The sequence below is a fragment of the Paenibacillus sp. 01T442 genome, from assembly GCF_056398345.1.
Genome location: NZ_JBFTPF010000028.1, coordinates 1 through 15,433, shown reverse-complemented (window position 1 = coordinate 15,433; position 15,433 = coordinate 1). Strand labels below are relative to the sequence as shown.

The window sequence follows — 15,433 nt, the reverse complement described above, 5'->3', positions numbered from 1 at the left end:
AGCAAATACACGATTTCAGCTAGAATTGATGCAAAAAGGCATCAATTCCTGTATTTTCAGCTCTGTTCAGACCTTTTCGGCMCCAAAAGATGCCTTTTTGCATGTATGTAAAATGCTGAAGTGAATTTCCCTAAAAAGGATGCTCTTTTGCATTTTTGCCTTCTATAGATACGTGTAATTTTTATTGATAATCAATGTATTTACTMGCCATTGCAAGCCTTCATCGGTGCGAAATCTGATTCTGACGTAACCGTCCTTTCTCTGTGTGATAGGCAGAATCTCCGTGGTAAATTGACCCGCTTTCAATGCTATTTCTGGCTTCCACGTGGATTGCCCCACAATTTCAACCTCCGTATAGGATGGTGCACCCTTGTCGCCACATACGAAAAGCACATCATAACGCCCCTTCGGAAGCTCCACGATGAACGTGGCTTCACACGTGCCGCCGATGAAATCTCTGCGCAGCTCGTCAGGCTCTCCGCGATCCAGTGCAATAACATCTCTGCTTTCCCATCCGATTCCTGTGTAAGGAGTACACACCGTCTCAGGCGTTATTTTACGAAACGTTTGCCCCAGGACGCCTTCCATATGGATTTGTCTTGGCAGCACACGATGATAATCTTTGTCCAGCAAGTGAGCAGCTACCCCGAAATCAAGCCGATACGCAGCCAGCCTGGATTCACGATAATTGCCCGAGTAATAGTCAAAAGTAAAATGATCCAACGTTCTATAGTGCTGAGTGTCGTGGTTTTTGCCGAGAAATACTCTCCGATGGGTGTGGGCTTCGTGAACAATCGGATACCGCCTTGGTACGGATGGGTGATCTGGCTTGGGAAGAAACAGGACATCTTCAGATTGAGGGTAAATTGCATACTCACCATGCATCTCAGTTTCAAAGATAATACGATCATCCTTCTGTACAGAATCCACGGTATGCCAAGTTGAACCCAGTCTATATGAAACCAGTACGTGTTCATCCCTAGCAAAGGGATTGCGCATCACAACCTTGTTCCCTGCCCTGCTTCGAATCGTCACCCAAGTCGTGCGACCGTCTTTCATCTCGGCACTCACTTCAAATGCGCCTACGGCCAGCAATCTCTGAAAGGAACAATCGCGCCATTTCTCATATTGCTTTACATTCGTCTCGACCGCATGGTCATACAAACCAATMGACCGATCTGGTTCAGGCTCTCCTGAAGGCAATGCAGGGAACACCTCGATCACACCTTGATAGCTTTGCAGCAGCATTTCGTTCACCGCAGCTACCATTTCTCCCGATGCCTCCATCATGTGTGGATGGTACAAGGGTTCGTTCGTGATGTTGCAGTAATTCATCCAGCGTTCGGTTTCTTCTGCAAACAGACCGTTGCACCTGAGGGACAAGTCAATGCCTTGCTCATACAGCAGTCTTAGCGCCGTATTGCCCTTACCMAATCTGGAGGCCGCACAGGAAAGCCACCCGAACTGAAACATGCCGTATTCCGTCTGATGTTCAGCATACCGAAGCGTATTCTCTGCTCTTTTCCTCAACGTAATCTCACTGTCTTTGTTGATTTCTCCAATTGGATAAATCGGCATAAGCAGCGAAGGATGCCGCAAATGTAAGTCGACAGGTGCCCACTCTGAATCCCGCAGGACATCCCCATAGCGCTTGGAATCTGCCGTTGGATATGGCGCCAAATTGTCTATCAATTGTTTCCACTTCAGTTGATCTGCCTCATTTTCAMCTAGCAAAGCATTCGCTTCAACAGCTATTTTCAACACATATTTGAGCGAAGACAGACTACAGGTTGAGTTTCGAGTCAAAGGCCCCTGTTCCGGCGAAATATCCGGGAATATCTCATAAAGTCCTGACCTCGGATTCACCTGTAAGTAGCCTTCGAAAAAACGTGCAATCTGCTTAAACAACGGGTATGCTTTATTCCTAAGAAAGTCATGGTCCATACTGTATCGATAGTAGTCCCACAGGAATTGCGCACACCAAGGCCAAATACTGACATACAACGCATGCGGGTAATCTCCGGCAATGCCTTCCAGACCATGAAATTGCTTCGACATCTGTGTCGCTAGATCAACGTAGGATAGCAGCCCTTCATTGAAAGCTTCCGCAACTTCGAGGTGATTAGCCGTATAGAGCGGCCAGAACGCCGCTTGAATATTCACATCCCAATACCACATGCTGCCCCACTTGGTCGGCTGTTTAATATCCCATAACCCGTTCAAGCCGCAAGCTTGCTCGCGCATTCTGCCGCCTTTACCACTGCAGCAAGCAATAGCATATAAATTGATGTACCAGAGTTCTTCCACCATTTTATCCGGCAAAATGATAGAGGAACGCGACCAGAAGCTGCGCCAATGTTCTTGATGAAAGGCTATCCGATCCTGCACGTGGGATGATGCCTCATTCAGTCTCCTTTGAGCAGTAGGAAGCAGCTCCTTCGTTTCCTCCTCCGTCACCACGGTTGCCAGCAACGTTATGTTTTCCTCTGCATCCTCAAGTACAATTCGGAGGGAACCGGCGGAACGATCGACCCGTCCCTTGGCCCCAATGATCTYCATCATCACAATGAACATGAAGGGTTCATATTGCTCCTTGTCCTCACCATCTGGATAAAAGCTTCCTTGGTAGTAGAAAGTCGAATCATCCAGCCCATGATAGGTCACCTTCATATCGACATATCGCCCTTGGGGAACTGCCATGGCAACCGATTGTAACAATAATGACGCTGTTTGCTTGATCTCGGTAATGACCAAGTCGCCATCCTGAGCGATTCTCGTCTTCACATCCAGCTGATCGAGTCCCTTCTCCACTTGCAAATGAATAACTGCCTTTTCCACATCAAGCTCTAGGGAATAATGATCAGGTTCTGCCAGACTGTCAGAAGGAAAGAGTCCCATTTCACCCGTCGGATAATGCGATGTGCCACCAGAGGGTTTGCCATATTTCCTGTACATACTGTTGCCAGATAACGCATCACCATATAGAAATATGGGGTCCTGTTCAGGATCGCGATACCTATCGGCAGCCAGTGTGTTCAGTTCGTCGAATGTCCGTCCATATTGCAGCGTGAAATTAGGTCCTTCCCCMTTGCGGTACTTCTGACTGTAACGATGGAGCTTCTGATAATAAACTTCATAATGATTAAGCGCTAGCGTCAGCTTGTTATCCTCGAAAAACGCCATGCCGCCAAAATGTCCGTTGCCGATCGGTAATGCCTCGTTCCAACTGCTCGGAGCATTCTCGAATGTAACGCCTCTCACACCTATCTCTCCTTCAGTCTATCTATTGTGGTGATACTAAGCGTATCTACTCCTTAATGGCCCCAATCATCACGCCTTGAACAAAATACTTCTGTAGGAACGGATACAAACAGATGATTGGCAGTGTCGAGACCATGATCGCAGCATACTTAATGGTTTCTCCGATGGCATATTTGTCGTCGCCTCCACCTGACATCATCGAATCCGTATTGTTGGAGATCAGAATTTCACGGAGCACTAACTGGAGGGGATAAGCTTCCCTATTCCGCAGATAGACCAGCGCGTTAAAGTAGGAATTCCAATGCCCAACCGCATACCACAAAATCATGACGGCAATGACGGGCATCGAAAGCGGAATGACAATTCGGAACAGAATCTTCCAGTCTCCTGCGCCATCCATTCTAGCCGACTCCTCCAAACTGACCGGGATGCCCTGAAACGAAGTACGCATAATAATCATATTGAACGTGTTGATCGCACCTGGGATGAGAATGGCCCACATGGTATTCATCATCCCGAGATCGTTCACGAGCAGGTAACTCGGAATAAGTCCCCCATGGAACACCATGGTCACGACAATAAAGAACATGATGATGTTTTTAAAATAGAGATTGGGTCTGGACAATACGTAAGCGCCGATTGCCGTCATCAGCAGGTTTATCGCCGTACCGAGAACMACATAAATCAGCGTGTTCTGATACCCTTTCACGATCATCGGGTTCTCGAAAACAGCTTTGTACGCGCCCAGATCAAAGCCTGCCGGTTTGAGCATAATACCGCGTTGCTGCAGCAGGGATGTCGCATCACTCAGCGAGGCAAGTGCCACGTACAAGAAGGGATATAAGGTGACCGCGCAAAGTACGAGCATGAATAACATATTGATGTAGCCAAATGTGCGCTCTCCACGGGTTAGTTTCATATGCAAATCTCCTTACCACAGTTTGTTCTCACTAATCCGCTTAACAAAGCTATTGGCCGCTACAATCAGAACAAAGCTGATCACCGAGTTGAATAGACCCACAGCTGCTGTAAAGCTATAACTTGCTTCTAGTACCCCTTTGCGATACACATAGGTTGAGATCACGTCTGCTGTTCCGTAGGTTAGTGGATTATAAAGCAGAAGCACCTTTTCACTGCCAACCGTCAGCATATTCCCCATTTGCAAAATAAATAAGATAACGATCGTCGGCATAATACCCGGAATCGTAATATGCAGCGTCTGCTTCCAGCGATTTGCACCATCCATCCTAGCCGCTTCATACAGCGTTGGATCGATGGTGGACATGGCCGCCAAATACACGATGGAGCCCCAGCCAATGCCTTGCCAGATGCCAGAGGAAACGAACAGAAAGCGGAACCAGCCTTCTTTTTGCAAGAAATCAATGGGTTCAATGCCAAAGCTGCCTATGATTTGATTGATAAGTCCATTGCGGCTTAGAAAGTCAATCATCATCCCCGCCACGACAACAATCGAAATGAAATGCGGCAAATAGGAGATCGACTGCACGACTCTTTTAAACACGCTTTGGCGGATTTCGTTAAGCAACAATGCTAGAATAATCGCTGCAGGGAAGCCGAACAGCAAATCGTAAAGGTTGATTAAGATCGTATTTTTGATTAATCGCCAGAAGTAAATCCCGTTAAAAAAGCTTTCAAAATGTTTAAAGCCCACCCATGGACTTCCCAAAATCCCTTTTGCTGGAGAGAAGTCTTTAAACGCAATTTGCAATCCGTACATCGGTCCATAATGAAAAATCAAATAATACGCAATAACGGGAATAGCCATCACATAAATGGACCAATGCCGTTTCAAATCCCCACGTATGGTTGCCAGAACAGTCGGATTGCGATAGGTTTTCGTTGTATTTACGGCCTGTGCGGCCTCTATAGGTGCGTGGCTTTGCCTCATCGTTTCCCCTACCCTTTCAGTCAATGTCTCTATTTAGAAAAAGGGGATAAACTAGACTTTCGTTCACCCCCAGTTCAACCGTGCCTTAGCGTTTATTGAAACGCTCCAAAGCTCCTTGCTGGATTTTGATTGCATCATCAATGCCCATGCTCTTAATCTTTTTCACATATTGATCAAAGTTATCAATCGGTTCCACGCCCATGATGAATYTCAACAGCATTTCGTCTTGATACGTCTGAATATCCGTCACGATCGAAGCAAATTTGCTGCTTTCATCCTGTGTCGGAGAAACGAGCGGGATCTTACGCTCAGCTGTTGGTTTTGACCAGATTTCCAAGGCTTTCTTCTGCTGTGGCAACGCGAGATATTGCATTTGGAAATTATCGCTAAGGACAAATGGAGCACTCCACGTTGCACGGTTATATTTGGCAATGGATTGCTGTATGCTTGTGCCCGCTGGTGGATTCAAAATTTCAGGAAGGAACGTCGCTTTGCCGTTTTCCATCTTGTAGCTTGTGCCTTCGACACCGTAGTTAAATAACAAATCGCCTTTCTCACTGTAAGCGTAATCAAGCCATTTAACAGTTTCGATTGGATTTTTGTTAACGGCCGAAATGGCTGCGCCTACGCCGTTATAAGCGAAATCCTTTTGTCCCCAAATCGCTTTATCGCCTGCTTTCAATACGGGATAAGGAGCCGCTTCCAAATCAAATTTGGGGTCTTTATCCTTCATGAGACCTGCGAATTTACCGATGCCTCCCCCATTGAAAGATGCGGTTGCGCCCAAGAGGTTCGTCGTCATTTTGTTATCGAATAATTTATCGTTAGGCGCTGCAAAATCCTTATCAAGCAGGCCTTCTTTGTACCATTTGTTCATCGTAGCTAGGAAGTCCTTATATTGAGGCTGAATCGGACCGTATTTCACTGTGCCGCTGTCTTGATAGAAACTGTAATTGATACCCCATGCTCCGAGGAATGGTGCATCGGTCGAGAAGAGATTTTTATCCAGATAGATTGGAATCTCATCCGCTTTTCCGTTGCCATTCGGATCCTTTTCTTTAAATGCTTTCAATACGGTKTACCATTCATCAATGGTCGTCGGCATTTTGAGTCCCAATTTATCCAACCAATCCTGGCGAATCGATGGACCAAAGAACACTCTGACCTTGTCATCACCACGTAAGAATGGGAATGCGTAGATGCTTCCTTCGTCCGTTGAAATTTGCTTTTTCCAGTCGGGATGATCAGCAAGCAGTTTTTTCAGGTTCGGTGCATACTTATCAATGAGATCATTGAGCTTAATGATTTTCTTATCTAAAATTGCTTTTTCCGGTCCGCCAGGGTATCGAATGACCGCACCGCTTGTCGCTCCCCAGCTTGMCTCAATCACGTCTGGAAGTTCGTTTGTCGCGATCATTAAGTTGAATTGCTCTTGGGCTTGTGGAACCTCGAGCGGAGGATGCTGAAACTCAACTTTCACGCCAGTAGCTTTTTCGAGCTCCTTATACATGCCCATTTCTGCGTACGTTTTCATTTGACCGGAGGCTGCGGAGTGATTAGCTACCCAATACGTTAATTTCGTCAATTTGGGTGGCTGGGCATTCGCACTTGATTGTGGCGTTGATGTTGAGCTCGTGCTGCCCGTATCATCGCCGCATGCGGTTACTGAAATAACTAGGGCAGAAAGCAATACAATAGATCCGACTTGTTTGAAACTTTTCTTCATTTTTCTAGCCTCCCTTTAATATGCGTAACGCTTCACTTGATTGGTACCGGTGATCTCATCATCATCAGCACCTGTTCCCAAGTATGCTTCTCCCGTCCGAATATGAATACCGCCTAGTTCTCATTTCAATTGTATTTTCCTAAGAAATACGAGCGTTCTGAGAAATCATCAGCCCGTATTAGAAATCGGCAGTAGCTATTTCGAAAAAAATAAGCAGCCCCTCAAGGCTGCTCTTTAAGTGTCTGAGCCGGTATTCTCCGTTAAGCTCGTTTCACGATATTTTCCTGGCGTTACACCTTCAAGCTTCTTAAAGGCTCGGATGAAGACGACATCATTGTTGTAACCGACCTTCTGTGCAATCTGGACAATCGTCAGTTCTTTGTTTTGCATGAGCTGCTTCGCTTGAAGAATCCGTTTCGTCGTGATGTAATCCAGCAGATTCTGCCCTTGATGTTTTTTGAAGAATGTGGACAAATACTGCGGTGTCATCTGGATACGTTCCGCAATCTGTGCAACCCCTAGGTTGGAGTCACCTAGATTATCGTGCACGATACCGACAATTTCCTGAAGTCTACTCGAGCTGTGATCCGAACGATCAAGATTAAACGAACGGGTAAGCGTCTCGTATAGCTCCTTCGTTTTCGTATACATGCCCTGTGCCGTTGGATAGCTGAATACCTCTCTGATCGGATCAAAGTCTGCACCAAGCACTTCTTCTTGATTCGTATTCGTTGAGTTCATAATTTTCAAGAGCGTACTCGTCACATTGAAAAACAAGGCTTTGCCTAGCTCTGGAGTGATCTGATTAGCATCGAAATTCATCGCATACATTTTATCGAGCAATTTCCCTACATTTTCGGCATCGCCGCTGCGCACAAAATTAATCAACTGAATCTCGATTTCCAACGGATAATAATAGTGCTGCTTCCCATCAACAATTTCCTGGAAATAAATAATGGCATGTTTCCCCTGAATAAGTCGATATTCAAGTGCCGCCAGTGCTTCTGGATATGAATCGCGAATGGCTTTGGGTCCTTCATGAATGCCACCAATAGCAATGGTGATACCGATTTGGAAGCGTTGAGACATAATCGTGAAGAGCGAATGGGCAATTTCCCGAATATCCGCTTCAGCAAATTTCTCCCGATTTGCCGATAGATTCATGAGGAGTGCAATCCGATCACGGTCGAGTTCAAGCGAGTATCCGCGATGATGAGCGGCGATGAGATCCGCACCAATATTCGAGGCAATAAATCTGGCATGGGCCCATTGCTGCTCATCTTCACCTAGTAAATGAATATCCTCAAGCTTCACGATAAGAACTGCAAAACGATCACTTACAAATTTGAGATCCATGAACTGCAGCGAATCTCCGTTTGCAGCCGAGATATCCACATCCATGTGACCATTTAGAAGCCGGGACAAGTAATTGGCCCGAATGAAAGGCGCTTGCTGCGCCAAGGTACTTCGCAGATGTTTCTCTTCATGGATAGAGCCTTCAACGGTTAGCCTGATAAACTCATATTCATTCGAGAAAGGACGCTTGATCAACTCTTTTCCAGACATAATCGCATTCACGGTTTTCTGCAGCGGTTTATACGTACGATATACCCCGACGCTGACGGCAATGAGTCCGGCAAACAAACAGAGGATGAATAGACCGACTGACCAACTCTTGATTTGATTCACCTGCTGCATGAAAACATCGTTTGGCATAATGGATACGTATTTCCATCCTGCTTTCTGCGAAGAGGAAACGGATACCACTTGATCTACACTTGCGAGTCGGTAATCGAATGGTTCTGTGCTGCCATGTATACGAGCTAGTAAATCAGACGGAAACGGGGTCTCACTGTTGCTCATAATCGTTTTTCCTGCATCATCAATAATGTAGACTAAACTATGGCTTGCCGATTCCATCTGTGCAAACAATTGCTTCACCTGATCGACGTCGATCAATACGATAAAGCTTCCCAGATTTTGAGATTGTGAATGAACAGGGAGTGACTGTATATACGTAATAACATCCTTCGGTGTTTGATCGGATCCATTGGATACCGAACTGAGCGGCAAGTACGACATACGATGTTCCTGATCCAACAGCTGAAGCCAGCCATCGTACGACATGTCCTTATAGGAGTAGTAGAGGGAATAAAAGATACGCGAATTCGTCACCAAATCCGATTTGACAATCGAATCACTGCTTGCGAAGTACACATAGTAATCTAAAATGAAGCTGCTAGTCATACTGTGATACTTGCTCATCTTGTCCCGCATAAATTGGATAAATTCGTATTTGTCCGTATCCGTCGAGTTTGAGGGAATTCTAAGCATATAGTCCAGCTTCGGATCAAACACGACTTGGCGCATTAGCGTATCCACTTCCGATAATTTGTTATCAAGTGACAGTTTCAGCTGCTCCAGCATGGCTACATTGGATCTTGTCGAGCTCTTCTCCAAGCTTTGTTCTACCTTCGCGTACAGAAAAAGCCCCATTGCAAGCGGTATCAATAAAATAAATAAATTGGAGGCGATGATCGTTGAAAGTGCACTTTTGCGACTATTGAAAAGACGTATAAGGAAAGGCATTTTCAAACCAAGTTCACCATCCAGTCCGAGAACGAATTTACTAAAAATTGTAGCCTCTCTTCATCAAAGATGCAATATCGCATTTTACGTTCTATCGAGGTAGGGGCACCTAATAACGGACATTAGGACATAAATAACATCCTTGTGAACATTGTCTTATGAATCAAATATCTCTAGAATGAAACGTATTCACACCATTAGGAGGTTCAAAGATGAGTTATTCAGCTAGTACATCCAGATATGATTCCATGACTTATAACCGAAGTGGTCGCAGCGGCCTGAAGCTGCCAGCCATTTCGTTAGGACTTTGGCATAATTTCGGCGGGATTGACACGTTTGAGAATGGCAGAACGATGCTCAAGAGAGCGTTTAATTTGGGGATTACGCATTTCGATTTAGCGAATAATTACGGACCGCCGCCTGGTTCAGCAGAAGAAATGTTCGGGAAGATGCTCAAAGGTGATCTTGCTGCCTATCGAGACGAACTTATCATTTCGACGAAAGCGGGATATTACATGTGGCCGGGGCCTTACGGGGAATGGGGTTCCAAGAAGAATTTGATTGCCAGCTTGGACCAAAGCTTGAAGCGGATGCAAGTGGACTATGTCGACATCTTTTATCATCACMGTCCAGATCCGAATACACCGCTTGAAGAAACGATGGCTGCACTGCATCAAATCGTTCAACAAGGCAAAGCGCTATACGTTGGTATTTCTAACTATAAGCCTGAAGAAACCAAAGAAGCCTCCCGTATCTTGAAACGACTTGGGACGCCTTGTGTGATTCATCAACCGAGTTATTCCATGATGAACCGTTGGATTGAAGATGGTCTTCAGGATGTGTTGGAAGAGGAAGGAATCGGTTCGATTGCCTTTTCACCATTGTTCAAAGGGATTCTTACAGACCGTTATTTGAACGGCATCGCTCCGGATTCACGAGCTGCAAGCTCAAGTGTATTCCTTAAAGAATCCGATATTAATGAAGAACGAATTTCGAAGGTTAGACAATTAAACATACTTGCTGCTGAACGTGGCCAAAAAATGTCTCAGATGGCACTAGCGTGGGTGTTGCGCGGTGGTCGTGTCACATCAGCTCTTATCGGTGCGAGTAAAGTCAGCCAAATTGAAGATGCGRTTAATGCATTGAAAGTGGCTACATTTACCCAAGAGGAATTAGACCTTATCGATGGGATTTTGAATTCCTAAGCTGACGCAAACTCGGGCGAATATCAGGCGTTCTTCTATGTCTGATTCCGAAATTGTTTCGGGGATACCCCTTTTACGCGCTTAAACATTTTGGAGAAGATCAATTGATCCTGATACCCGACCGAGTTCGCAATTTCCCCTATGGCATAGTTGCTCCTCTCCAGTAATTCACTTGCTTTATTCATCCGATATTGCAGGAGATATTGCTGKGGAGGCAGCCCTGTCGCTTCTTTAAAAATAGCCGAAAAATATTTACGATCCAGCTTCAGAAGTGCAGCAAGCCCCTCGATCGAAATAGGCTCATTGTAATGAGCATGGATAAATTCCATAGCTTGGATCATATAACTATCCCACTTAGTAGGAAGTACATCCCCAACCGAAGAGGCGGGAGCCGCTTCAAGCAGTGTAGTCATAAATTCATACAAGTTGACTTTCAGCTGTAAATCAGCACTATGGGTATGGGCATTAACCTCCGTTAATTGTTCATACATGCTTGGCATAACTTTCCGATCCATTGGAAAAACGGGCTGCTCCGGCGATAATCGTGTTCGAGATAAGATCGATTCCACTTGTACCCCTTGAAAGCCAATCCACGAATACGTCCAAGGCTCAGCCTCATCCGCTTCATAATAGCTAATCACATGTGGGTATATGAGAAATCCMTGCCCTGGATTCAGCTGATGTGTCTCATTTCCGATTCGGACAATTCCCGTGCCTTTATGAATAAAATGAATCTTGTACAAATCACGAACCCCTGGCCCTACGGTATGACCGGGTTTACAATCCTCTTTGCCCCAATACAACAAATGTAGATCCGGATCCTTTCGATATAAACGTTCCTGATTGTAATGAAAGATCGCCATTCGTTACCATCGCCTCCTCTGTGCACAGACATTATACCATAAAGGGATTATCCATTTATCTTGGCACCATGAGAAAGCGTAAATAAGACAGCTTGCTCTCGGTCCATTCGCATGCCCGTGATGGAAAATGTTTTGAAATCTACGCCAGCCATTTKGGCACCTCTCACATCGGTGTCTTGTAGCTTGGCTTTTGCGAAGATCGCCATGGTTAGATCACAATCTCTTAAATCAGCTTTTTCCAAGTTAGATCCGGAGAAATCAGCTTCATGAAAATTAACCCCGCGCAAATCCTGTCTTACTAATCGACTAAGCCTTAAATTCGTATAAGACCAATCCCCGCGATTAATCGTAATCCCATCTAAATTCGCGTTCGAGAAATCCGATCCCATCATTTTACAGTTATCGAATTTGGTAACGAACAGATTGGCACCATGAAAGGTGCAATTTTCAAAAGCGGATTCTTTATGTAGGGAGCCATTTAACGAAGCTCCGCGAAAGTCACATGCAATGAAGCGACAGTTACTGGTATTAATCTCATCTAAAGAACCGTTCGCAAACGAGCATCCATCAAATATGCAACTAATCAGCTCGCCGTATCTTAAATCTTGCGTACCAAAGTTAACTCCAGAATAAGTCTGATTCATTTGCTGAAACATGAGCTGCCTCCTAAGTGTAGTTATTTTAATATAGCACACGGCAGTCAAGTACCTGCATACCATCCAATGCAAGTCAATAATTTTATTTTTTTCATAAGAAAAAACGCCACCATGGCTTCAACTTKAAGCTTCCGATGTCGCTTTATTCATAAGAAACCATCATATAAGAAAAAAAGCCATTTTGCAAAGGGAAGCAAACTCAGAAACCATTCTCCTGAGCGTACCTTCCCCAATGTGGACTGCGCCCATCGATATCGATGAAGCCATAGTCGTCGGACAAAGACCAGGAACTTAGCAGTTGCCCGGATTTCTCCGCCACTTGCGGATCAGCAGCGAGTGCGGCTATCCCCCGAGCAAGGAAATAGGGGGTCTCAGACTGTAGGAAATGTATGTCTTGCTCGCTAGCATCGCGCCAATTTTCCTCCTGCACCCCGAAATAATCCAGCATCGCCTCAGATCGAAGGAAGCCTGGCGTTACAGCAAGTGCAGTCACACCGTGCGGTTTCAGATCAGCGGCCATCCCCTGCGCCAGATGAGAAACTCCGATTTTGGCCAGACTATAATACAAGTTACCCCGATAGTGATAGCCGACACCATCTGTAATTTCTACAATTAGCCCAGCCTTGCGTTCAACCATCAAAGGAGCCGCGTAGTAGGCAGTCATGATATGAGAGTGAACAGCTTGTTTCTGAATCAACAGCCCGTTTGTGAGAGAGGACTCCCAGAAGCCTTTGCCCCACTCGGTAAGCGGGTCCCCTCCCCAGAGATCATTCACAAGAATATCCAGTCTCCCCTGCTGCTCACTCTTAATCTGATTGAACAGCGCCACAACATCCTCTCCCTTCGTATGATCCATGCAGACTGCGATGCCTTCGCCCCCTGCTTGCGTTACAAGTTCAGCCGTTTCCTCAATCGTCTCTGGCCGGTTCATCGGCGATCGCTTCGCCCGCGTCGAACGTCCTGTCACATAGACTGTTGCGCCAGCACGGCCGAGCTCAATTGCAATCGCATGCCCAGCTCCCCGAGTCGCTCCTGCCACCAAGGCAATTTGATTGTGCAATGGTTGATTTGTCGTAGTCATGGAACCAACTCCTTCAATGATTAGATAGTAGGCTGTAAATATTTTAAACTTAGTCTAATTGTAGCTAATGAATCATGTCATCTGTTGTCATATATGTGTGTTAGAATCAAATTACACATGAAGGGGGATGCAAATGAGAGCGGATCGGTTATTGCAAATTATGATGTTGTTGCAAACACGCGGCGGCATGACGACTCGAGAGTTAGCGGCTAGACTGGAAGTCTCGGAACGGACAATCCATCGAGATATGGAAGCACTAGGCACAGCGGGAGTTCCCGTCTATGCGGAACGCGGATCTGCAGGTGGATGGCGGTTAATGGAAGGATATCGAGCGGATTGGGCTGGGCTGCACAAAGATGAGCTGCTAGCATTACTAGCCGCTGAACCCCATCGACATTTAACCGACCTCGGTTTCGGAGATGCATATGAAGCGGCAGTATTGAAAGTACTGGCGTCACTCTCTCCTTCGTTACGACGCGATGCCGATTATATGCGCCAACGGGTTTATGTGGATGCGGCAGGTTGGCATCAGAATGTCGAAGAATTACCGTGGTTGTCCCTCCTACAGGAAGCCGTGTGGGAAGACCGAAAACTGCGACTGCTATACGCCTCAAGTGGCGACTCCGCAGCAAGCGAACGCGTCGTCAGCCCTCTTGGGCTTGTCCTCAAGGGTTCTCTCTGGTATCTCGTCGCCAGTGGTGTCGAGCAGGAACCCCGCACCTATCGTGTTTCACGCATCCAGGATGCTTCCTTACTGGATGAGCCGGTTGTGCGCCCGGATCACTTCAACCTCGCTGCTTTTTGGCAGCGTTCGGTCGACCTGTTCCGCAGCGGACTTCCACACTACACGGCGCAAGCACTCGTGCATCCGAGCGTCTCCACTCGGCTCGAGATGACCCGCTTCGTTCGTGTAGCCGCATGGCACGAGGAACACGAAGAAGCAACCAGTTCGGCAAGCGCCAATGTTCCCGTGATCTGGCGCAAAGCTGATCTGGAGTTCAACACGCTGAGCTCCGCGTGCGAAATTCTGCTTGGCTTTGGAACCATGGTCCGTGTCTTGGAACCATTAGAGCTCTGTGAAGCTCTGCTAGAAGCGGCGAACAACATTACTTCTATGTATAGCAGCAAGTGATGACTCACAATAAATATGCTTGCCGCCATGTCCCTATGCTTTTCGCCTATGTATCGCACGAACTTGGAAATTTATGGATACTTCGTGAAAGACTCATTCCCTTCTTATCCTTTCCTCTTCTCCCCATCGCAGAGCTTTCTCAACCAAGTGATTGATGCGATCTTCTTTCACTTGCTGGTATTGATCATTCGGATAGGACGCTAATATGTCCAGCTTGAGTTGACCGTATTTTGCAGCTTCAGTCGGGTGATGCATCAAATAAGCCTTAAAATCTAAATAGGTCAGTATCCTCGAATCCCCCAGCTGATAAATATGAACGTGATGCGTACGTTGTAGATCTCCTTTGGAGAAATATCGTCTATTCGGAATGCCATTCTCCCCTCTTACTCGGTATCCAGCATCGATCATTTGCACGTTACATACATCCACTTGCTCGATATTTTTTACGATGATCAAAATGTCGATAATGGGTTTCGCGTACCCGATTGAGGGCACCGAAGTACTTCCAACGTGATGGATATCAACAATTTCTGATTGAAAAATATCCTGTAGAACGTTGGACTCCACCTCAAATTGTTGGTTCCATTCATTTGTCCAAGGTGAAATCATCCATTGTCTCTCCAATTCGTTTACTCCTCCTATACGCAGGCTGCTTCTATCGTACTAGTCGTATTTCCCACTATTTCGATATAAATTGGATAAAACCTCCTCGCGACTTTCGTTGCAGTACGTTGCATACTTGTACTAACTGGAAAATATACAGCTATTTACGAGAATTTTCCTCGAAATTTCGATTTAACTGGAAAACATGTAGTTAATATCGGCTCTTTTGCTCAGATTGGGTGAAATGGTTAAAATTAACTGTAGGTTATCCATTTATTCTGCGTTTAATTGGAAAATTTTAAAATTTAACTACATAAAATCCATCTATTTGCCGGGAGCTGGGGGCCGGGCGCTGGGAGCCCGGGGCTGGGAGCTGGGAGCCCGGAGCCGGGCGCTGGGAGCCCGGGG

General features: G+C 46.0%; 11 protein-coding genes. 2 read left to right on the top strand and 9 right to left on the bottom strand.

From position 1 onward, the window contains the following. Positions 1 to 162: 162 nt before the first annotated feature. The 5 genes from AC1DLM_RS20210 to AC1DLM_RS20190 all read right to left on the bottom strand — a co-directional run bounded on the left by AC1DLM_RS20210 (position 163) and on the right by AC1DLM_RS20190 (position 9,485). Entirely contained in the window at positions 163 to 3,261 is a 3,099-nt protein-coding gene (locus tag AC1DLM_RS20210) for a glycosyl hydrolase family 95 catalytic domain-containing protein (protein WP_477570964.1), read from the bottom strand. A gap of 46 nt (positions 3,262 to 3,307) precedes the next feature. Beyond that, positions 3,308 to 4,180, bottom strand: a complete 873-nt coding sequence (locus tag AC1DLM_RS20205) for a carbohydrate ABC transporter permease (RefSeq protein ID WP_441987144.1) — start codon at positions 4,178 to 4,180, stop codon at positions 3,308 to 3,310. A 12-nt stretch (positions 4,181 to 4,192) separates the two neighbouring features. Continuing rightward, positions 4,193 to 5,047: an ABC transporter permease gene (locus tag AC1DLM_RS20200; RefSeq protein ID WP_246302770.1), complete on the bottom strand. Its 855-nt coding sequence runs from the start codon at positions 5,045 to 5,047 to the stop codon at positions 4,193 to 4,195. A gap of 208 nt (positions 5,048 to 5,255) precedes the next feature. Beyond that, positions 5,256 to 6,896, bottom strand: a complete 1,641-nt coding sequence (locus AC1DLM_RS20195) for a type 2 periplasmic-binding domain-containing protein (RefSeq protein WP_477570963.1) — start codon at positions 6,894 to 6,896, stop codon at positions 5,256 to 5,258. A 234-nt stretch (positions 6,897 to 7,130) separates the two neighbouring features. Further along, positions 7,131 to 9,485 carry a helix-turn-helix domain-containing protein gene (locus AC1DLM_RS20190; RefSeq protein WP_477570983.1) on the bottom strand — a complete coding sequence of 785 codons (2,355 nt, stop codon included), beginning with the start codon at positions 9,483 to 9,485 and terminating at the stop codon, positions 7,131 to 7,133. 212 nt (positions 9,486 to 9,697) lie between these two features. On the opposite strand from AC1DLM_RS20190, the gene AC1DLM_RS20185 reads away from it, so the two are divergent. Beyond that, complete coding sequence (locus AC1DLM_RS20185) at positions 9,698 to 10,690, top strand: aldo/keto reductase (protein WP_477570962.1); 993 nt, start codon at positions 9,698 to 9,700, stop codon at positions 10,688 to 10,690. 35 nt (positions 10,691 to 10,725) lie between these two features. Here the strand turns inward: AC1DLM_RS20185 and AC1DLM_RS20180 are convergent, their stop codons facing one another. From AC1DLM_RS20180 to AC1DLM_RS20170, 3 genes are all read right to left on the bottom strand, one after another. Then, positions 10,726 to 11,553, bottom strand: coding sequence for an AraC family transcriptional regulator (locus tag AC1DLM_RS20180; protein ID WP_477570961.1), 828 nt, complete (start codon positions 11,551 to 11,553; stop codon positions 10,726 to 10,728). Positions 11,554 to 11,600: 47 nt separating this feature from the next. After that, complete coding sequence (locus AC1DLM_RS20175; protein WP_477570960.1) at positions 11,601 to 12,209, bottom strand: pentapeptide repeat-containing protein; 609 nt, start codon at positions 12,207 to 12,209, stop codon at positions 11,601 to 11,603. Between the two features lie 199 nt (positions 12,210 to 12,408). Continuing rightward, complete coding sequence (locus tag AC1DLM_RS20170; protein WP_477570959.1) at positions 12,409 to 13,290, bottom strand: SDR family oxidoreductase; 882 nt, start codon at positions 13,288 to 13,290, stop codon at positions 12,409 to 12,411. A 133-nt stretch (positions 13,291 to 13,423) separates the two neighbouring features. Between AC1DLM_RS20170 and AC1DLM_RS20165 the strand changes: the two genes are divergently transcribed. Next, a complete protein-coding gene (locus tag AC1DLM_RS20165) occupies positions 13,424 to 14,422 on the top strand; it encodes a helix-turn-helix transcriptional regulator (protein WP_477570958.1) in 999 nt (332 codons plus the stop codon). A 93-nt stretch (positions 14,423 to 14,515) separates the two neighbouring features. Here AC1DLM_RS20165 and AC1DLM_RS20160 read toward each other — a convergent pair whose 3' ends face one another. Then, a complete protein-coding gene (locus AC1DLM_RS20160; RefSeq protein ID WP_441987150.1) occupies positions 14,516 to 15,046 on the bottom strand; it encodes a GrpB family protein in 531 nt (176 codons plus the stop codon). Between the last annotated feature and the right edge of the window lie 387 nt (positions 15,047 to 15,433).